Here is a 21,810-nt window from a genome sequence, read left to right on the forward strand (position 1 = left end):
ATTTTATTTATTAATTAAGAAATATTTATATAAATTTATATACTCTAAATTTAACAGCCTGACTTCTCTTCCTATTTAATAAAATAACCTCTAGTCAGGACAATGCAGCCATTCCACCATCTATTCGCAGACAACTCCCTGTTATAAATGAAGATTTATTTGAAGCTAAAAATAGTACAGATTCTGCAATCTCACTTGGTTCAGAATAACGCTGCATCGGTATTCTTTTTTCATAAATTTGCTTAGATATAGATGCATTCTCTGGATTTTTCATGGTATCAATTGAATTTATCATCCTTGTATTAACTGGTGAAGGACAGATTGCATTCACTCTTATTCCATTAGCTGAAGCTTCCAAAGCAGCTGTTTTTGTTAGTCCAATTACGGCATGTTTAGATGCTGAATACGAAGCAAGTCCAGGTGATCCGTTTAAACCAGCAATCGAAGAAGAATTAATAATATTCCCCGATTTATTTTTAATCATTGCCTTTAGTACATACTTTAATCCGTAAAACACGCCTTTCACATTTACATCAAACACTGAATCAAACATTCCAGTGCTCGTGTCAGTAATCATGCCATAATTGCCTTCAATTCCAGCATTGTTAAAAAATATATCAATATTTCCATATTTACTGATAGTGGCATCTACATAGTTTTTAACTTGTATCTCTTTTGATACATCTGCCTTTAAAAGTAGTAAATTTTCGTTATTGGTTAAGTGATTGAAATTGTTTTTTAAAACTTCTAAATCTAAATCAACAAGCGCTAAGTTTGTTCCTTGTTTATAAAATAATTCTGCAACTGCCTTACCAATACCACCTGCTGCGCCTGTAATTAAAACTGTTTTTCCTTGAAAACTTGATTCCATGTCCATCCTCCTTAATAAAATACAAAATGAGACTTCTTAATCTAATCATAAGAGCAAATATATTAATTAAACATTAGAAACTATGCATTGTAAGACTGTATATCAATAGTATGGGAATCCATAAATTCTCTATTAGGAATTAAACCAAGGCCGAGAAAATCTTTAGGATAAGCAACACCCTCTCTAAATTCGTAGTTTTCTCCTACCAATAAAGAAAAACTACTATTTTTATTTTGTTGAGATACAACTTCAACCATATTAGAGTTTGGAAAAGCTAGTGCTGTATGTAGATGAATAGGTGCAAAATAATGTGGAATCATTTGCAATCCCCATGAACTTGCCATTGCTGCGATACGTTTCCACTCTGTAATACCTCCACATAAAGTGGCGTCAGCACGTACAATGTCCATGTAACCTCTACTTATTGCATTTTTAAATGACCATCGACCAGCCATAAATTCTCCAACTGCAATTTTTACCGTTGTTTGATTACGTAACCATGTGTACCATTCAATATTTTCTGGTGGAAAAGGCTCCTCAAGAAAAGAAATTTCATAATTTTTTTCTTCAATTAGATTTATCCAACGTAAAACAGCTTTTGGATCGTCCCAACTTCCATTTGCATCGACAGCTAGAGTTATATCTGAAGGAAGATTCTTTCTTAACATAATAAATCTCTCTCTATCCTCTTCCATACTCGCCCCACCTACCATAAGCTTCAGATGCTTATATCCGTCTTTCACATAGCCTTCATACTCTTCCAATAACTCATTAAGATTTTTATCAGTACCATAGTATCCCCCAGCCATTAAAACTGGAATTGAATCACGATATCCGCCTATCATTTTATAGAGAGGTAGTTGAGCCTTTTTTGATTTTATATCCCAAATAGCTAAATCTACAATACTTAAAGCTCTCATGAACAACCCCTGCTGGCCATTTAAACGATTTTTAATATAAACTTCTTCCCAAATTTTTTCGACTTGGTCGATCGACTGTCCTATTAATATAGGAGCTATATTTTTGATCACTGTTGAAGTTAAGTCTCCACCTCTTGAAAATGTAAGTGCATAACCAATACTCCCTTCACTTGTAATGATTTCTATAAAACAGTAATCTCTTTCTGTTACTGAAGAACCTCCTAATTTAACAGGTTTATCCAACGGTACTATAATGGTTCTGGCTTTCACTTCTTTAATTACATCTTTCATAAAAGATAACCTCCACGTTTAACAATTCATGACTCCAAACTTCCACTAGAATTATTATTATTACACATCTCAAGAATTGACTATAATTCAAGCTATTTTATTTTTATTCTCAGAAATTTTTAAAGTAATAGATCAGGAACAATCGTTATTATTTGTGGGAATAGTAAAAATAATAGAATTACTGCGAGTAAAACTAAGAAAAATGGTATTATATTTCTCATGTATTCTCCTGTTGAAATACCTGAGATAGACATTGTTATGAACATCATCGTTCCAAACGGTGGTGTAATTCCTCCAATAACCAAAGTGACACACATTATTATTCCAAAATAAACAGGATCAATTCCCATAGCTGCAACTATTGGAACAAAAAGCGGAGTAAGTAGTATGACTGCAGCAGTCCCGTCTAGGAACAAACCAATTATGATTAAAAAAATGACAATCATCAAAAGTAATGTAAATTGGCTATCCACATTACTAAATAAAAATTCTGTTAAATGGTGAGGTATACGCTCAAAAGTCAAATAACTTCCAAAAGCCATCGCTGAACCAATTAAAATCATAACTTCTGCTGTGGCCAAAGCTGATTCTTTAAGTATTGGCCCAAAATCCCTAAACTTTAATTCTTTATAGATAAACATTCCAACTAGAACAGCATATAGAATACACATTGCTCCAGCTTCAGTTGGTGTAAATAAACCAAATCTAAGCCCCATTATTATGCCTAGTGGCAGCAATAAAGCCCATATAGAATCAATAAATTGTAAAGATATTTGTTTGAAACTTGCTATTTTTTCTCTTGAAGGCTGGAAATTTCTTTTCTTAGAAATGAAATGTACAGCTATCATCAGAGCAATAGCCATTACTATGCCTGGAAGATATCCTGCAAAAAATAGCTGTGTAATCGATACATTCGCAACTACCCCATATAGAATAAGCAAGATTCCAGGAGGTATGATGGGAGTAATCGTTGATGATGCAGCTGTTATAGCAACTGAAAATCCTTTATCATAACCTAATTTTGTCATCTGAGGAACAACAATTTTAGTTTGCATCGCTGCATCTGCATTAGATGATCCTGAAAGCCCTCCCATAAATAAGCTCAAAAGAACATTCACATGCCCCATGCCGCCTTGTAGATGACCAATAATATATTCAGCTAATTTCATTAATCGTTCTGTAATTCCTGCATAATTAAAAACAACCCCTGCGCATACAAAAAAAGGTATAGCTAGCATAGTAAAAGATTCTGTAGTTGAAAAAATTCCTTGAACTATAAACTGTACTGGTAAATCATTATTTATAAATAAAAAGTAAATAGCCGATGAAATCAGTAAACTATATGCCACTGGTACTTTTAAAAAGAATAGTATAAATAGTAAAATAATTGGTAAAAATGATGCGAAATCCATAAGCAAGCCTCCCCTCGAAATGTATATAAACACTTTAAAAAATTCCTCTTAGTTACTCAATTAGAGTAACTTTATAAACAATCAAATTCACATTATTAAATTACTTTCATCACTTGAATTTGGTGGCCTTTTTATTAAAAATGTGATTGAATATATTGTCATTAAAGAAAATGCTACAAGTGCTGATAGATACGGTATAGTATAAGGAATGCTTAAAAAGGTTGTTTCTCTCATCCAGCCATTTACTGTTAAGATATAACTGAGATATGCTAAAAATAAACTAGTTAATATCATAAACAAGCTGTTGAAAAACAGAACTATTCTCTCTATTTTTTCTGGTAGATTATCGACGATTACTCCAATCGCTATCAAACCTTTTGTTCGATATAATACGACCATGCCAAACATTATGCTATATGAAAAACATATAAAAGAGATTTCAGCTGTAAATCCTAAAGAATAATTAAATATTATTCGAGACAAAACATCAACTGTAACTACAACAACCATAATTAAAAATGAAACAATAGCAATCAATTCTTCCAAGTTTTGTATAAATCTCTTCATTCTTCCACCTCACTTTCAGACATAAATTATTTAGAAAATGTCGATTTTAGTATCTTATTGTTAATCAATTAAAAATGCTAGAAAAGATTTCTTAATCCAATAATAAGGAACCCAATCCATTTACATTTAATAGAAACTAGTAGTTTGGTATAAAGGCTCCTTATATTTTAAATTTTTGCTTCAAAAGTAAATATTATTCAATTATTTCTAATACCTCTTCATATAGTCCTGGTGTCCATTCAGGAAAATCATCACTTATATTTTCAGCAGCACTTTCGAAACTTTCTAGGTCCACTTCATGCACTTCTGTTCCCTCTTCTTTTAATAGTTCCAAATAATTTTCTTCGGACTCAAACATAACATCTCTTAATTTAGGTGGAAATTCGCTTCCGACTTCATCTATTGCTGTCTGAGCCTTGGGATCTAATGACTGGTATACTTCTTCCGACATTACCATTCCATTAGTTGCAGTTAGATGACCTGTTAAATTCAAATGAGGAGCTGCCTCATAAATTTTTGATGAATATATTCCTGAGACTGGATTCTCAGCTCCATCAATTACTCCTTGTGAAACAGCCGTATATACTTCCGACCAAGCTGTATGAACTGGACTACCGCCTAATACATACGTTACTTGATCCCACATTTTAGTTGGAGCATTTCTAAACTGTAAGTTTTGTGCATCATCCCTTGTTGTTACTTCTTGGTTTGCTATTAAATGTCTTGTCCCAAAATAGCCTAAGGCACTTACTCTTAAACCTTTTTCTTGAAGTTCACTATCCAATCTCTGTCCAAGATCAGATTTCCATAGAGTGTCTATATCATCAGGTTCTTTTAGTAAATAAGGATGCATATAAATTGAATAGTCATCTACATACTCCCCATATTGCGAAGGATCACTATGCATCATGATTGGTGCTCCTTGTGATATTTGTTCAATTACATCAGCTGCATTTCCTAATTGTTCTGATGGATAAACTTCAACCTCAAGTGTTCCTTCGGATGCTTCCTCTAAATCTTCTGCATATTGCTCCCATACCGCATAACTATCTTCTGATTCTGCGATTACCATATTCATTCTTAATAATGTTGCTTCGTTCTCCCCTTCACCGGCTTCAGTTTCGGTCTCTTCAATTAATTCTCCCGAAGAACACGCAACAACAAAAATTACACTTAGTAATGTTAGTAGCAACATAAACTTTTTTTCTGTTTTGAAATTCATTATTTTCTCCTCCTCGTATAAATACCTATAAATAAATTTTCGTTTGTATTAAAAATTATTATCAAATCCAAATACCGACATTATCACTTACTTCTTTCTGGTCTAACCAACTGCTTAATCATTAAAAATATTGCTTGTATACTTTTAAGAAACAATTATTATCAATCCCCTTTTAATAAATTTAATTGACATTTACATTATGAATGCTTTTATCTGAATCATATCAAAGCCAAAAACATCTCCCCCTTTAATGGCTTTAATATTACAAAATACTATTATTGAAATATATTGAAGCATGACCTAAATTTTTACTGAGATAAAAAACCACCATCAATGGGTAATATATGACCAGTAATCATCTTTGAAGCATCAGATGCTAATAAAATAACTGCGCCAATAACTTCTTCTTTTTTTACCAAGCGTCTTTTGGGAACGTTTTCAATTGTATGTTTATATAATTCGGGATCATTAAATACCTTCAAGCCCATTTCAGTATCTGTCCAAGATGGTGCAACTGCATTAACCCTGACTCCACGACTAGCCCATTCCACTGCCATTGTACGTGTAATTTGGTTTACTGCACCTTTACTTGCAGCATATGCTATAGACCCTTTAAACCCTACTTCCCCCGCAATGGATGATAAGTTAATAATACTACCACTACCTTGTTTAATCATAAGAGTTCCAACTATCTGAGAGCTTATAAGAGCACCAGTCAAGTTTACTTCTATGATTTTATCCCACATTTCCTTGGAGAAACTCTCTGAAGGCTCCCTCTTGGTGATTCCAAAAGCATTTACCAAAATATCAATTGTATTAAATTCATTCGTTACAGAATTCACCATTTGCTTTACTTGTTCTTGATTTGTAATATCCACTTTATAAGCGAGACAAGATCTTCCTGTTCTTTCCTTAATTTCTTTTGATACTTTTTTTGAATTTTCAATTGATAAATCGGCAACAGCAACATTAGCGCCAGCTTCCGCTAACCCAAACGCTACCTCTTTCCCAAGTCCTCCGATACCTATAACTAAAGCATTTTTATCATTAAGTCCAAATAAACGTTGTAATAATTCCATTTAATTCCACCTTATTTCATTAATTCTAAATAATACTTAATAATGCTACTATGAAATTTTCTATAACTATCCTTTATGATTCTCTACTTTAGATAAATAATAATAAATCATTCATTACTTTTTTTATCTATTACTAAATCTCCTCCTACACTAAATAAATCCTTCTCAACTTCAATTAATTCAATCCTTACGTTGTCCGGAGTTATTTGAAGAGACTTACAAACTGATTCTGTCACAGATGAAACAAGAGTTCTTTTGATTTCTAAGCTCCTTCCTTCAACCAACTTCAATTTAATATATGGCATACTATTTTCTCCTTTCACTATTTATATAGTTTATATAACTCTAAATATGTATTATTTAACTATTTGTTCGCAATGTAAAATGTCCTTATGGTGAACATTATATTTGTAAGCGTTATACATGTCAATATAAATTTCAAAGTTTTATCTATTTTCTCTATATTCTTAATTTTTAGTATATATCCTTAATTATTCATACAAAATTACTTACCGGCTGTGAAGCCCGGTATAATTTGTTTTTCTATCAAATAGCCATTCATCTAAAAAATGAAAAAAGAACCCGTTTCTGATAAGGTTAAAAGTACCACCAAATAACCAAAAGAAAGGGTTCTTCTAATGGCTACATTACCGCATTTCACACTGGATTTCAATCGTCAAATCAAACTCACGGGTGACGGGGGTGAACTTTCGTCAGATACCGGAGAATTCCTGTTTCGGGAATTCGATGAAACCATCGGGTTCTCTCAAACATTGGCGGACCATCTGCACCTCAAGGATGACCGGTTGTATCATATTCATTCCAACGAAAATCTGCTGCGTCAGAAGCTCTATCAGATGATCGCTGGATACGCCGAAGATGATGCCGCAGACCATTTGACGGCCGACCCGGTATTCACGCAGATCCTTGGCACCGATGCCTTGGCATCACAGCCCAGTCTGTCCCGATTTTTCAGTCGTTTTGACGATCAGTCCATGGCACAGCTGAACCAGGAGAACCAGGAAATGATCGACAAAGTGCACGGGCACCGACAGTCCGAGACGGTCATCTTTGATCTGGATTCCACGCATGCCGATACGTACGGCGAACAGGAGTCGACAGCTTACAATGCGCACTATGGCACCGTTGGCTTCCATCCATTGGTAGCTTTCGACGGAGTCACCGGTTGCCTCGAGCTTCCTTCAGATTCCGCCTCACGACGGACACCTTTGCTTTTGGCTATGTGTTTACCGCTACCCGGTCACACTCGGGACTTTCACCCGTTAGAGTTCGCCCATGCTGGGCGAACAAAAAATAATCCTCTAAAAGAGGATTGAGTGGGTACATCTAGTCCGATTCAGGTGGTAATATGGTGTGCGATTTGGGTGGTATCAAAACCTCCGACGCAGTGGTAACATTAGAGCGCCGTAAGCACACTATATAAATTCATATTTTTATTAATTCCTAAATCGAACTTTAAGTACAAAATCAATTCCATTAGTAAAGTTATTAATTAATGAAATATAAAATAACCCCCGAAAACTCTCCTATTGAGCTCCGGGGGTTATTTATTCTGGTGAACTTGTGAGTAAACTCATGGTAAGTAGTCTATCACTTATTAGTAACAATCATGACAAAAATACTGAGTTTATAAAAAATTAATGATCAGATGTATTCATAACAATATAAACACTTTTCAAATGATTACGGCCAACCGAATGTACCACCTCTGCCATCTTTCTTACCACCAAATGACAAGAAATGTACCAATCAATGCCGATCCATTTACCAGTACTTCCGGTATAATAAATGCGCACACTAATTAGTGTGACATTTTTATATCGGAGGTATTTTTATGATTCGGTATCGTAAGATATTAGAATTACACGATGAAGGCATCAGTTTAAGAGGTATTGCGGCCAGTACAGGTCACTCTTCACAACTGTGATTCAACTGGCAGAAAGGAAAGGGTTAACCTGTCCCTTGGCAGAGGAAATGACAGATATTTGGATTGAAGAATTCTTGTTCCCAGAACAGATGTTAGAAGTTTCTGGGCGTCAGCCACTGGACTTTGAGTACATTCATAAGGAGCTCGCAAAACCGAATGTCCCCCTGTCACTCCTGCACCGTAAATATGAAGCTGAATGCCGGACCAATCAAAAGATTCCTTATTCATACCGGAGTTTTGTGCGCCATTACAGTCGATATGCCGATAAGCATAAAGCCACGATGAGAATTCGTCGAAAACCTGGGGAGATTCTGGAGGTGGATTGGGCCAAATGTAAAGCTTTACATTTACTCCAGTCGACTTCAGTGGTGGCGCCCGGTTTGTGTACCAGGTGGTTGGTGAGTTTATAACTTAAGATATACTCTTGATAACCTTGGCAAAACTTTGTATAGCCCATGGCGATAGTACCTTTATCCTGACACTTTTCTTGATACTCTTTCCATAGTAGTTTTAACTTCACCCCGACCCGTTTCAATTCTTTATGAATATACGCATATTCAGGGGCTTCATAGAGTGTCTCCGATTGATACCTGTCTGGAAAGACCTTTTTATACACTTCCATTTCGGATAAATCCGCTACATCTTGATAGGTTAAATCCAAGTCCTCTCCACGCTTGAAGACGTCACTCACTGAACTTCTTCCGACTTTCTGTGTCTTTGCGATGAGATTCCTTGATAATCCCATTGCCCGATACTCCAGTATTCGCTTTGCTGGAATCTTTCTGGCCATAATAAATAGGCCTCCTTTTCATTAAATTTGAAAGCTTTAATGCTTTCAAATTTAATATACCGAAAAGCAGACCTCAGGGCGGACTCTTTATATGTATTGCCGGGCTTCAACTGCGAATTGATAAAATCATGGGACAGACTCGATGTCATGAACGGGTGGACTCCAATTGCGTATAGGCGGACTTCAACTCGCGAAATAATCAGGTAACATCTCATGGCTGTAATCATTCAAATACTTAATAAACTTATCTTAAAATATATTTATGAATTTAACATAAAACTTTAACTTAAAAGATTACTATATATCTTTTTATCAATTAGCTTTTCAAACTTTGTAATAGATTCCTGTACAGCTAATATTACTTCTGGATATTTTTCCATTCTAGCAGTAGGTAGAGAAGATGAAACGCATCCAATAATTTCATTTTCTAATTTAACAGGATGAGAATAACAAATAACACCATCTAAAAATTCTTCATTATCCTCAGCATATCCCTGGTTTCTTATACGCTCTAATTCATTTAAAAATTTAGGTTTTGATACGATTGATTTTTTTGCCAATTTTTGTAGGGGGGAATTGTTAAGATAATTATTCAATTCATCATTGCTTAAGGTGCTCAAATAAATCTTTCCCGCAGCTCTCGCATGTAGGTGTTGTGGTTCTCCTGGAAGTGGATTTGCTTGTACAACCCTTAATGCACCTAAACCTAACACAGAATCCACTGGGACTACTCCACCATCAAACAATGAAAAATAAGTGGTTTCTTCAGTATTACTTACAATGTCAACTAATATGCTATTAATGAAATTCAGTAATAATCCTCTAGGATTTTGATTAATAACTTCGTAGAAAAATGAGCCAATATAGTATTTATTATCAGTTTTTGTTTCAACAAAATTATGATCCAGTAAAGTAGAAATGAGATGATGCGCCGTACTACGATTCAAATCTAAGTATTGGCTTACCTCTAAAGTCGTTAATCCCTCGTTTTTAAAGCTTAATAATTCAAGAATATTACATGCTCTTGAAACAGACTGTACTCTTGATTTTTTTTTCAAAATTTTTACTCCACCTTTATTGTAAGTTCTCTAATTAATGTAATATGATGAAAGTTAGCATATTATTTTACAGAAGTACAGTGAAAGATAACAAGTAAATTTAAAAATATATTTATTAGTTTATGACAAATTCAAGATATTATCTACAAAACATAGTATATTTTTCCAGTATTTATATATATCCCTACAATTCATTCAGCACTGTGCAAAGAACATTATAATGGGCTTTCTAAATAACTCTTCATCACATCTTTTACGGGCAATGTTAATTCATAAATTACAAATTTATCATCACTTTTTAGTTTAAAATGTTCTACAACATTTTCTTCAGGACCTGGCAATATTATTGCTGAAATAATTTTAATAAATGATTTAGCTGAAATATTTCTAAAAATTTGTAAATAGGTGAATTGCTTATAATCTAAATGTGTTATTTTTCTATAATATTTTGAATCGAAAAGGTAAAGTGTATCATTTTTTTGCCAAATGTGATCAGGACTTATATAAAAGTTGTTTTTCGAATCATCGATATAGTAATCAAATGACTCGAATTCATTTTTCTTTGATAAAACAGTTTTTGATATAACAAGTTTTTTAGCTTGCATGTCTATGAAATGATTATTCAAATAATATGTCACCATATTTTGCCAAATAAAATTAAAATATTTTATTTTTATATGAAAATCATTAGCTTTATTTACCTCATCAAAACTCCTAAAAAACGAAATTAAATTTTGTACTAAATTTTTTTCATGATCTTTTCTTAATGAAGTGAATATATTCATTAATTTTCTAATAACAAAATCTCGGTTAGTAATAAAATCAAAATTATTATGTAAATCTTCAACTTTTTTTAGAAATATAAAGCTTTCAAACCTGCTGATAGTGTAATTAATAACAAAAGACATACATTCGCTGATAAACTCATAATTGTATTCTTTAACTTTAACTTTAAAAGGTACATATATAAGATTTCCATTATTTAAAATAGTATTTGATTGTTGTATTGTTGATTTCCATGCAATATTACCAGAATAACCATCTTTTATTCTTTTTTTTTCATAGCGGTAAAAATTATATCTAATATAATATTCATATACATTTAAAAATTCTTGGAATGGAAAATTAGAATCAAATAAATGCTCATCACCATAATACAATTCTGCTTTAGGATTAGTTTGAGCAATTTCTAAATATTTAAATATAGTTTGAAAGAGCATCCGTGAATCTTTTTCCTTAATATCATCAATATTGTTTAAGTATCTACATGGAAATACAATTAGGTTTTTATCTTTTTGAGATATGATGCCAACAAAGTTATAATAATACTCTTTTTCTTTTGAATCAAAACGTATGTCAGGTTGCTTTAGTTCAAAATAGGTAATTGTATCTACAGAAACAAAACCTTTATCAAACCCATATTCAGTTTCAAACATACTATTCTCCTTTTAATAACCCTATAAAGTCAGGGCTGAATATTTGTTTGTTAGCTGCGAAATTTTTAAAGAGCATTTCAAAATTCTCAATATCAGAATTAAAAAGCTTAACAGTTGGTCTAAAACTAGCTTTATGAACATCTTCCCATAAATAGAACAACATTTTATTCTTGAAAGTCATTTCTATATATTCATGATTAAGAAGTTCATTGAAATAAATAAAAAATTGTCCTATTTGTTTATCCTCACTCAAACCCAAGTATGATTCCGATGTAATGAATTTGTTCAATTTTTCATAAAAGTCTACCCATTCGACAGTAATTGTTGAATCGATATCATATAATATCAAATCTGGATTATTAAGATAATTACCATCTACACCTTTAACTGGTTCTGTACCGACATACTCCCATTCAAACCTTCTTTTGAAAGCAGTATCTAATACAAAAACATTTTGATCACTCGTGTTAACAGTCCCAAGTATATATAAATTAGGTGGTAGTCGAACTTTGTCACTGTCAAAGTTTAATACATCTTTAGCAATTAACTGATTAGTAATAAAATATTTACTATAACCTTTAGAGATGCCTTTTGTATGTCTATCAAGCAACTGGAAAATATCTCCTAAAACTGCAGAACTATTTGCTCTAGAAATTTCTTCAATCACCAAGTAAACATTCTCTGACAAATCCAAATATGCTTTTTTTAAAGCTTGAGTAAAAACACCATCAATAAACTTATACTTAATTATTTCTGTATTGTTATCTTGAGACTTTTCAATTACAGGCATTATTTGACCAACAAAATCATTATAAGTGTACTCAGGATGAAATGTAATTCTAAAAATATTATTCTCCGATACTTCATTACTCTTAAGATAATTGTCTATACTATGACTTTTGCCAGTACCTGGTGGGCCATAGTAAATCTTTTGTAACATAATCCTAATACCCCTCATCTATAAATTGTTGAACATACTCCTTAAAAATATCAATAGTTTTATTATGTTGTACATAATTTAAATCTTCCATATCAATCGAGTAATTCTCTCTCACTGCCATTTGTACTATTGTATATCCTTTAATAACAAACCAATATGGTTGATTGGTTAATGTTTCTTTAGAAATTCTATCTTTTTTTATCACGACTTTCTGATTTTCGATATCCAAATCAAAAAAATCATTAGTGTGTTGTTGCCTTCCGCTTTTTATCAAATTATAATTATAATCACTCAAGTTATGTGCTTTAGTAACTAAATCGTTATCTACCATTATTTTTTTCATATCTCTATCAAAAACATCGATATAGTTGAAGCCTAAATATTCACCACTTTGAATGTTAATAACCTTAGAAGCTGTAAGTTTATTTTCATTTAAATTAACAATAAATACTGGTCTATTAGATATACCATTTTCATTAGATGTTATAGTTTTAGAAATAACAGTAGATAGAGAAGGAAACACTTGTTGAGCTAAAAGTCCTGATCTAGTATCATACTGTGGGGGAATAATAAATAAATAACCTGATATTATATCGTTATAATCTTTAATCAAACATAGGTGACTAGAGCTTTCATTATAAATCTCTACTTGCTCTTCATAAACAATCTCCTTCAAATTTAAATGAACATACTTCTTATTTAAATTCCTAACAGATTTTTCTAGAAGATCATCTACATTATTAATTTCATACTTTGACCAAAATTTTAGTGTATCAGTATGAAGATTTTCTGTTGAAAATTTCTCTGAAAATGAACTAGGAACCACTAATTTTCTTTGCATTATATCCCTCAATAATTTTTTATAATTACTTCTTTTTTACTGTATCTCCATCCACTTTTCCCTAAATCTACAATATTATAATCATTCTTTTTTATCCAATCTACCAAAAGATGATTAGTTTCCCCTTTGTGTTCAATAGCATTTGACAAAATAAATTTATATCCTAATTGATTGATATTATCTAAAGTACCTAACAACTCTCCATCCGAGTTGTTATTCCATCCTTTTTGTCCCCGTTTACCATCATTATAAGCTGCTTTTGTGAGGGAATAAGGTGGATCGAAATAAAACAATGTTTCCGCTGGAAAACTTTCCCAATTTAGTTCTAAATAATCTTTATTTGAATATTTCACTTTTTTTGTTTTAGGATTAAAATTTAAGATTCTGTTTTTCATTGCTTCACTATAGCCAGCAACTCCTATTGGTGTATTGAATTTTTTATTTGTATTAAACCTTATCATATTTTGAAAAGAATACAGATGTAATATATAAAGCCATAATACATTCGGGTTTCCGTTATAAAGTGTTCTTAAATTGTTATATTCTTCCTTTCCCCTTTTTGATAAACTGAACAATTTTATATCATTCTCAATATCTTTAACTAATGATTGTTTATCTGAAGTCAATAACCATTTCACTAGAGAATAAATTTGGGTGTTAATTTCATTATAAACTACTTCATTTCTAGCATAAATATTGCATCCAACATTAAATGCCCCCCCCATAACATCTACAAAAGTATCGATAGATTTTGGAAGTTCTTTTTGAATCTTTGAAACTAAATAATTTTTACTTCCGGAATAGTTAAGTGGTGATTTTAGAATTGTTAAGTCTTTCTCAAAATAAATTATAACTTCTTTATGCTTTTCACTTGATTTAAGTTCTTCCGGCGTTTTGTTCCTAACTCTATGATTTCTATATTCTCTATAATTTATAGTTTTTACATGTACTATATTATCTTTTGCAAATGTTTTAGCCAAACTTATTAATTCCTCTAAATCAACCAAACCTTTATTGTTGTAACTTAATAATATATGTTTAAAATTTAGCTGTCTAAATAAGTCTTCAAACTGATGTAAGACTCGACTTCTTTGGGAGTAAAAGGAGTTTTGACCATTTCTGTCTCTTTTACCACCTATTCCTTTAATCTCTGGATAATCATAGCGAGCTATTGTTTCAAACATATGATAAGCAGAAATATATTGTGTAACAGTGTAAGGTGGATCTAAGTAAGCAATATCTCCACTTATTTCTCGGGCTAAAATATTGGCATCTTTCTGGAATACCTCAGAGCCTCTTAATTTTAATGTGTTTTTAAAATTTAAAGGAGAAATAATAAAGTCATTTAATGCACGTTTATCCCAGTGTTTCAAAAATGCTTCATATGTTCCTGATATATTAGAGAACTTTGTAATACTCTCTATTAATGATGCTATTAAAAAATTATATTCATTATCATCAATCTGATTTTTTATTTTTAAATTCTCTATCTCTAGACGAATGGAATCAATTTTTATTCCGTTTTTTTCTGTGAAAAATTTCCTGTTACCTTTAGGTGTATAGTTATTATAAACAAAACATTTAGATTTATCTTTAGATGGTAAGGAGTTTAACCATAAAAAAATATCGCAATTATAGTTTCTATAAAAGCTTTTAAATTGTGGAATCTCATTATTTTCGAGTTTCGCTTTATTTAATATATAACAATAATATAAGCTATCATTTGATATTATTTTGTATTTATCTTTAAAGTAATCGCCTACAACTCCAGTTCCAGAAAATAGGTCAGCGAATGTCTCCCCTTTTATATTATGTTCATCGATAACATTCTCAATTAGTTTTAATAATTTTGTTTTATTTCCTAAATATCGCAATTACTTTCTTCCTTTACAAGATTATAAGTTATAATAATATATTATACCATACATCTCAGTTCAATAAGAACATTTGTTCTGTTTTTTTATTTTTTCTTTATATGCTTTCTTTACTATTCTATGAAGAGCATCATTTTTTGAATCAGATAATATGATGTTTTTCACTTTTTCAAAATTTAGTTGTTCTTTATAAAATGAATTTTCTTTTACTGACTTTCTTACTATGCCTACTATGCTTCCTGTTTCAGTATAAGTTTTAATGACATATGTTTTTAAGTCTTTTTCCTCATAATCATTAACCAGTTGTACATATTCCTGCAGTGTATAAATTTGATTAATAGCCTCATCATAAGTTAAAAATTTCACTGTAACTCACTCCTGTCACCTCTATGTATTAATCCGCCAACTTCAAATATTCAAGTAGATATTTCTTTTGAAAACCCATAAAGTTCTTTTAAACCATCATTTATAAATTTTCGCAAATCTGATTGTAGAACACTACAAAAAACATCTTTATTATATCAATATCCTTTTGAAATTTTCTAAATTTTCTATATTAAGATAAAAATCTGCTGATGATCTATTAAACCCCCACCAACAGATGATTACAAATATTATCTAATTATTCTTTTCCATATTGTTGAAATCTCTCTTTAAAAGGAATAACTTTTCTTTTTAGATTCATTCGAGACAAAGCATTTCTTGTCCATCACTTATTTTTTCTAAATATATATTCATAAAAATATCATTCCTTTAAACTTCAGACAACACTGCGATAAATGTGGATCAAAATATTCTTTGTTTCATATCTTTTTTAAATTCTACTTTTATCACTTATGAAGTCACAGTCTTACATGACAGTATACTATCGCTCTATTTATATAAGTGGGATAGTTATCCATTATTATCCCAACTTGCACCCTAAATATATAAATGAAATAAAAACTTTCTAAAATCTTAGCGGATATATTTGTAACTCGATCTAGACATTTTAAAGAAAAGATGAAGTTTGTTGAACATCGTTTAAAATATTCTTTTAATACAAAGGGTGTTTTCTTCAAAGTGAATTAAATATCTTGTGCTACTGGTATGGTTCCATCTGAATCCTGTTAAAAATAAAATTATATTATCGATTTAAATAAGTGATAAATTGGATAGTTATAATATTCTTGCTTCTTTTTCTCTTCTAATTTTGAAAAGTTGTCTATAGCGTATGCTTTATTTTCTAATAACACATGAATAGAGAATAAAAATTCATTGTTATTTTCATATATTTCAATCATTTCAAATAAACGCTTCAAATATTTTCCATCTATTATGTTACCTCCTGATCTCTTAATAGCTTGTAAATAATTTAGAAAGAGTATATCTTTATTCTCTTCATCTATCAGGTTACCAGATGCTATTTCATATAGAGATTTCACTAAATAAATAAAACTATCATTATTGAATTGGTCGAAAGCATTGAGTGAATTCAATATAAATCTATTGATATTAGTAAACTGATAGTCAATATGAGTGACATCGATTTTATTGAATGAATCTTTTATAATACCAGAATCGAAATTCTGACATTCAAATGCTTCAAATTCTAAAACTAAGAAAATAGATGTTACTATATCTTTACCTTCATGCGTAAAATAAGCAATACTTCTTTCTTCAAAACTTTCAAATGGGTTTATTATATCCTTACTTTTCGGATTATAAAAAAGTAAGAATTTTTTATAATATAGCTTAATAATAAAAAATATATAATCGGAATTATTTTCGAACTTCGTCTTTGAAAAATTCTTTTCCAGAACCATGTCATTTAAAACACTTAATGTATGAATGTCTTCATCGCCTTGAATTACAAAATTTAAAGGTAAAAAAAGTTTAGCTGCTGTTTTTTTGAAGTTTTCGAGTTCATATTTCATTTCTTGAAAATATTCAATAGAGTCTAAAATATTGTCTGTATCGAAAATTATTTCAAAATACCTAGATTTTAAATGACCATTTTTTAACAAAATAATAATAAAATTGATAATGGGCAATTGGGCGTTAACATCGCCATATTTAATTAGTGAGAATCTAACTTTTTGAGAATTTCCGTCGATAGGTTTCAATAAAAACTTATCCTCAATAAATAAATGCCATTCATTTTCTTTTTTTGTGTATGTTATATTCAAATTAAACTCCTCGTCATTTACATACAGCTTACTTAATGTATTTATAATACTAATCCCTTCTAAATAAGATATTCCGACAGGTAACTCCATTTGATCAATATGTCCATATGTAGAGAATGGCTCTTTGAAAATACTGTTCTCTTTAAAAATATCTTTCAAATTTGGGGTATTAGGCACTATTTCAACCTTTTTTATAGTTGGATTGGATAATGAGATTAAACCTTTATTATGTTGCTTGATCATTTCATTTTTCATAAATTCACATATTTGTATTAAATGTGCTTTTGATTCTAAGATATGAAAATTTTGAGAAATGTATTTGTTTTCTCTTTTACTAATCAATAATTCATTTAAATACATAGGCAAAAAACATTTAAAATATGGCTTTGCTTCCCCAGTTAATTTATTAATTTCTACGATAAAAACTAGACAACCACCTCTTTTTATATAATTTTTAAAATGAGCTGACTTAAAACTATAGCTTATAGATCCTTCAGTAAAAGCTGTCACTTGCTTAGATTTAACCTGAATAGGAATCTCATATTCATAACCTTCTATTTTTCGTCCCTTTTTATTATAAAGTATTATTTTACCATCAAATGAAATACCTTTATCATTAACAGGAATATCACTAGATAATCTGGTAGATAGTGCGCATAAGTTCGCAATTTTATCTACTGCTAGCTTTTCAAATTCCATTTAATCTCTCCTTTAATAAAGAGTGTATAATACTATCTTTGTCTGAATAAACTCAACAAAGCATTAAAATTTCATTTTTTTAAATAGTGTCTTCTAAAAGAGATTATCATTATCAATCTACTTAATCGGATACTTAACTTCATTCTTTTTCTGAGGGTTTCTATTGAAAATTTTCTGACAAACCTTAGGCCTTTAAAGATAATATCATAGCTTAATTTTTGAATTATGACATTTTCTCCTGTTTCTTTAATCCCTGAATTTGTTGATTTCAGTAATCAGATTTTCCACGGACAGTCCTTTCTATTTAATGTGATTCAGTGCTCTACGTAATTTTATACCACTTGCATAAATATATAATTTTAAATCCCCTTTTCATCAACACATTAACGATGTTTAATATGATTTGTTCTTTGGTTTCTCTAACGTTAAACTCGACTGTTTTCTTCGTCGAGTCACGGAATGCTTCTACACCCTTTATACATTTACGCTAAAATCACCAATTCTTCTTTTTTCTCACTATAGGAAGCCTATGGACCTAGTATGACTCCTATATAATTCAAATCAAAGCACTGTACCGTATAGATGGAGCCGACTTCTTTTACCGTGTCTGTCCTCTCTGCCCATGTCTGCTTTTCACCGGTGGTGTTCCATATGCCTTTAAAGCCAATTTCCTCTACATAATATTCCTTGCCGTCTTTCTTATGTTCATAATCAAAAGTTGCAACGATCCTGGATAAACTGTGCGTTTTATCCTTCTTTTTAATGAGGTCGAACATGTCCCCTGCATTATCAAATACTTCCAACTCATAGTCGTCCGATGAATCCGGAATCGGCCGGACTTTCTTGCTGACAAAGTCGTCGATCCAGTCCACAATTTCATCATCTGCCTGCATCCTGAACTGGTCGGTCAGTTCGAAAGTTTTCACTTTCGCACCTTTGCTGATTTTCTTAAATAAATCTTCAGACCAATAACTTTTCAATTTCAAAAATTGTTTTTCATCAAAAACAACTATCGTCACTTTGCTGGATTGGATAATATCCTTTAAATGATTATCTCCTACATAATTGTTATATGCATCTTCCCTCGACAACAGTAAGTGCGCTTCATCAACCAATGTGATATCCGCTTTCTCGATTTTCCCCTTACTGACATCATTAATGAAAGTCGTCGGTTTCATGAAGCTCTTCTTCAGAAGATTCGGCAGACTCTACGCTATGGATTTATAAGTCTTTATCATTTCTTCATGATTGACCAGTAAATGATTTTTCGTATCAAATAAATCTGAATGCTTCTCTTTCGACAAATCCTGGATTGCATTGAATGTCGAACTCAAGACAACACTCTTACCTGTCCCTGCGTCACCTTTAATGAAATATACCGCAGGCTCTTCACTATCAATATTCTCCTTACAGAACTCCAGTATGTTTTCCTTCAACTCTATCTGTGACTCTGAGAGTTCCTTATAGGGTGACAATTTGAATATGTCTTTATTCTGCAGATGCTCGAGCGTCCCGTCCACCAGCTTGTCCTGCCTGAGCTTTTCCCATAAATCCTGGAATATATCATAATCATATTTTGGTTTCTCATAATAGTTATGGGTCACTGAAGATGTTGTCTGGCTTTTATTCAGCAGTTCATATTTCTGATCAGCAATGAAATAATTTATGAGGTTCGTCTCAATATTATATGTCGCTGATTGATTAAAGTGTTCATGAGAAATAATGAGCGCTTTATCCATCGCCTTCTTATCTTTCCAATGACTGTTCAATCTGTTCCGGATTTGAACGGTCTCCCCTATGTATGCTTTCAACTTCTTCCTATTGCTGTGAAGTATGTATACGACTGGATAATTATTGTAATCCATACTTTTGAGTCCAGTTATTCTGTCTTTAGTGAATGGAATGATTTCTGTGTTTAATTTCCCCATTAAAACAACTCCTGAGTACGAATGAAATTTTATGAAGTGATGGGACATTCATCTTGACTCCCACCATTCGATAGAATTGGAATTTGATTCCATTGTACTATATTTATCTGAATAATAAGAGTATATGATTTGAATAGTGTATGTCGTTGATTGACGGGCTGCATATATGCAGGTACCGCATCAAAAATGTAAATGATCATTCATCTCCTGTCGCTATCGTCTATAAATATTTTTCATTTTATAGTAAACAGATTGGAATTAAATAATGAAATTGGTAAAATAATTGGTGGGTATTTTTAAAATTATACTACATAAAATTTAAAGAGGTGGGTCACCGTATGTTCAGCGGAGATGCAAGAATCTTTTTGTCAGTCATCGTATTTGCCTACTTCATCTTTCTGTTTGTCATGGCTTTATACATGACCCGGAAAAATAAGACATATGAAGATTACAATGTGGCAGGCAGATCTGTTTCAATCTTACCCATAATCATGACATTCATCGGGACGGGCGTCGGCGGCTCGACGCTGCTCGGCTACATGGAAAACGGCTACCGCCTGGGTATGGGACAGCAGTGGATACATATTTCCATATTCCTGTGCGTGATCATTTTCGCTGCATTTTTAATCAAACGCATCGGCCATCTGGGCGAGCAGCATAATATGGTCACGATTGGAGACTACACTGCGCTCCGTTACAGTGAACGCGCTCGTGTGCCTACTGTATTCAGCATTTTATTCTCTTACTGCGCTATGACAGGTACGAATTTCATCGCAATTGCCACCATATTGAATTTGACAATCGGGATGAACTTCACGCTCGGTATTTTCATCGGATGGTTCCTGCTCACGTTCAAAACTTATTTCGGCGGACTGAAGGCCATCATCTGGCAGGATGTCATCCACGGGACCATCCTCACCATCGGCATCATCATCTTATTCATCACAGTAGTGTCAGCTTCCGGCGGATGGGGTCCGACTGCAGAATATGCTGCATCCGTCGGCGATGAGAACATGCTCAGCGTGATGAATATCTCAACAGGTGAAATATTGATCTATCTGTTTACGCTCGGTGTGTTCCAGTTTGTCAGACAGGATCTCTGGCAGCGTGTGTGGGCATCGAAGAGCGTCAAAACCGCCACCAATGCGTACTGGATATCAATGGTCATTGCCGTCGGTCTTGGTGTGCTCATCGTCCTCATCGGTGTATTCAGCCGGTATGGGCTCAGGCTCACGGATATCGATCCAGTATTCATTTACTACGGCGTCATTGAAGAAGTATTTCCCTTCTCGATGGTCGTTCTGATGATCATCGTGCTGCTTGCGGTCGTCATCTCAAGTGCAGATTCTTTCCTGCTGGCCGGTGCCTCTTCAATCGTGAACGACATCGTCAGACCGAATGCAACACATTACAGAGAAAAGAAAATGCTGCTTTGGAGCAGGTACTCTGTACTGATCGTGTCCGTCGTCGCACTTATTTCTGCATTGGTGATCCCGGAGCTCGTCAACCTGATGGTGACTGGCACGGCAATGACCGTCTCCGGTCTGCTTGCTCCCGTCATCATCGGAATGTTTTGGAAAAGAGTGCCGAATTCCGCCGGTATTGCCTCCATGTGGGGCGGCCTGGTCACAGCTGTCATTTGGCAGGTGCTGGGGCATCCTTTCGGACTGCATCCCATCTTCATCGGTCTGCCGGTGTCGATCATCATTCTGCTTGTCATGACTTTATTTACAAAAACAAATTCGCCCGCGAGGGCATAATAATAA

16 protein-coding genes and 2 pseudogenes are annotated in these 21,810 nt (G+C 32.6%); 2 read left to right on the top strand and 16 right to left on the bottom strand.

From position 1 onward, the window contains the following. Positions 1 to 94: 94 nt before the first annotated feature. The 7 genes from ACY8DT_RS02095 to ACY8DT_RS02125 all read right to left on the bottom strand — a co-directional run bounded on the left by ACY8DT_RS02095 (position 95) and on the right by ACY8DT_RS02125 (position 6,667). Complete coding sequence (locus tag ACY8DT_RS02095) at positions 95 to 871, bottom strand: SDR family NAD(P)-dependent oxidoreductase (RefSeq protein ID WP_462421294.1); 777 nt, start codon at positions 869 to 871, stop codon at positions 95 to 97. 80 nt (positions 872 to 951) lie between these two features. Continuing rightward, on the bottom strand, positions 952 to 2,082 hold the full coding sequence (locus ACY8DT_RS02100) for a mandelate racemase/muconate lactonizing enzyme family protein (RefSeq protein ID WP_462421295.1): 1,131 nt from the start codon (positions 2,080 to 2,082) through the stop codon (positions 952 to 954). Positions 2,083 to 2,201: 119 nt separating this feature from the next. Continuing rightward, the gene (locus ACY8DT_RS02105) at positions 2,202 to 3,494 is read right to left on the bottom strand and encodes a TRAP transporter large permease (RefSeq protein WP_462421296.1); all 1,293 of its coding nucleotides are present in this window, start codon (positions 3,492 to 3,494) and stop codon (positions 2,202 to 2,204) included. Between the two features lie 87 nt (positions 3,495 to 3,581). Continuing rightward, positions 3,582 to 4,061: a TRAP transporter small permease gene (locus tag ACY8DT_RS02110; protein WP_462421297.1), complete on the bottom strand. Its 480-nt coding sequence runs from the start codon at positions 4,059 to 4,061 to the stop codon at positions 3,582 to 3,584. 193 nt (positions 4,062 to 4,254) lie between these two features. Beyond that, entirely contained in the window at positions 4,255 to 5,283 is a 1,029-nt protein-coding gene (gene dctP, locus ACY8DT_RS02115; protein ID WP_462421298.1) for a TRAP transporter substrate-binding protein DctP, read from the bottom strand. A gap of 308 nt (positions 5,284 to 5,591) precedes the next feature. Next, positions 5,592 to 6,362 carry an SDR family NAD(P)-dependent oxidoreductase gene (locus ACY8DT_RS02120; protein ID WP_462421299.1) on the bottom strand — a complete coding sequence of 257 codons (771 nt, stop codon included), beginning with the start codon at positions 6,360 to 6,362 and terminating at the stop codon, positions 5,592 to 5,594. A 107-nt stretch (positions 6,363 to 6,469) separates the two neighbouring features. Beyond that, positions 6,470 to 6,667 carry a tautomerase family protein gene (locus tag ACY8DT_RS02125; RefSeq protein WP_462421300.1) on the bottom strand — a complete coding sequence of 66 codons (198 nt, stop codon included), beginning with the start codon at positions 6,665 to 6,667 and terminating at the stop codon, positions 6,470 to 6,472. A 333-nt stretch (positions 6,668 to 7,000) separates the two neighbouring features. Between ACY8DT_RS02125 and ACY8DT_RS02130 the strand changes: the two are divergent. After that, positions 7,001 to 7,549: pseudogene (locus tag ACY8DT_RS02130) on the top strand (transposase); the annotation flags it as partial. A 1,008-nt stretch (positions 7,550 to 8,557) separates the two neighbouring features. Here ACY8DT_RS02130 and ACY8DT_RS02135 read toward each other — a convergent pair. The 9 genes and pseudogenes from ACY8DT_RS02135 to ACY8DT_RS02175 form a co-directional block, all read right to left on the bottom strand. Next, positions 8,558 to 9,100 carry a hypothetical protein gene (locus ACY8DT_RS02135; protein ID WP_462421301.1) on the bottom strand — a complete coding sequence of 181 codons (543 nt, stop codon included), beginning with the start codon at positions 9,098 to 9,100 and terminating at the stop codon, positions 8,558 to 8,560. A gap of 281 nt (positions 9,101 to 9,381) precedes the next feature. After that, positions 9,382 to 10,158 carry an IclR family transcriptional regulator gene (locus tag ACY8DT_RS02140; protein ID WP_462421302.1) on the bottom strand — a complete coding sequence of 259 codons (777 nt, stop codon included), beginning with the start codon at positions 10,156 to 10,158 and terminating at the stop codon, positions 9,382 to 9,384. Between the two features lie 215 nt (positions 10,159 to 10,373). Further along, positions 10,374 to 11,594, bottom strand: a complete 1,221-nt coding sequence (locus ACY8DT_RS02145) for an LlaJI family restriction endonuclease (protein WP_462421303.1) — start codon at positions 11,592 to 11,594, stop codon at positions 10,374 to 10,376. A gap of 1 nt (position 11,595) precedes the next feature. Further along, complete coding sequence (locus tag ACY8DT_RS02150) at positions 11,596 to 12,534, bottom strand: AAA family ATPase (RefSeq protein ID WP_462421304.1); 939 nt, start codon at positions 12,532 to 12,534, stop codon at positions 11,596 to 11,598. Positions 12,535 to 12,538: 4 nt separating this feature from the next. Further along, positions 12,539 to 13,375 (bottom strand): hypothetical protein, encoded by an 837-nt coding sequence (locus ACY8DT_RS02155; protein WP_462421305.1) that lies wholly within the window; start codon positions 13,373 to 13,375, stop codon positions 12,539 to 12,541. Positions 13,376 to 13,383: 8 nt separating this feature from the next. Then, positions 13,384 to 15,249, bottom strand: a complete 1,866-nt coding sequence (locus ACY8DT_RS02160) for a DNA adenine methylase (protein ID WP_462421306.1) — start codon at positions 15,247 to 15,249, stop codon at positions 13,384 to 13,386. A 60-nt stretch (positions 15,250 to 15,309) separates the two neighbouring features. Further along, entirely contained in the window at positions 15,310 to 15,615 is a 306-nt protein-coding gene (locus tag ACY8DT_RS02165) for a hypothetical protein (RefSeq protein ID WP_462421307.1), read from the bottom strand. A 755-nt stretch (positions 15,616 to 16,370) separates the two neighbouring features. Then, positions 16,371 to 18,116, bottom strand: coding sequence for a hypothetical protein (locus tag ACY8DT_RS02170; RefSeq protein ID WP_462421308.1), 1,746 nt, complete (start codon positions 18,114 to 18,116; stop codon positions 16,371 to 16,373). 527 nt (positions 18,117 to 18,643) lie between these two features. After that, positions 18,644 to 20,092 (bottom strand): annotated as a pseudogene (locus tag ACY8DT_RS02175) (DUF2075 domain-containing protein). 290 nt (positions 20,093 to 20,382) lie between these two features. Between ACY8DT_RS02175 and ACY8DT_RS02180 the strand changes: the two are divergent. After that, positions 20,383 to 21,804: a sodium:solute symporter family protein gene (locus ACY8DT_RS02180; protein ID WP_462421309.1), complete on the top strand. Its 1,422-nt coding sequence runs from the start codon at positions 20,383 to 20,385 to the stop codon at positions 21,802 to 21,804. Positions 21,805 to 21,810 lie beyond the last annotated feature (6 nt).

The organism is Salinicoccus sp. Marseille-QA3875, assembly GCF_054950095.1.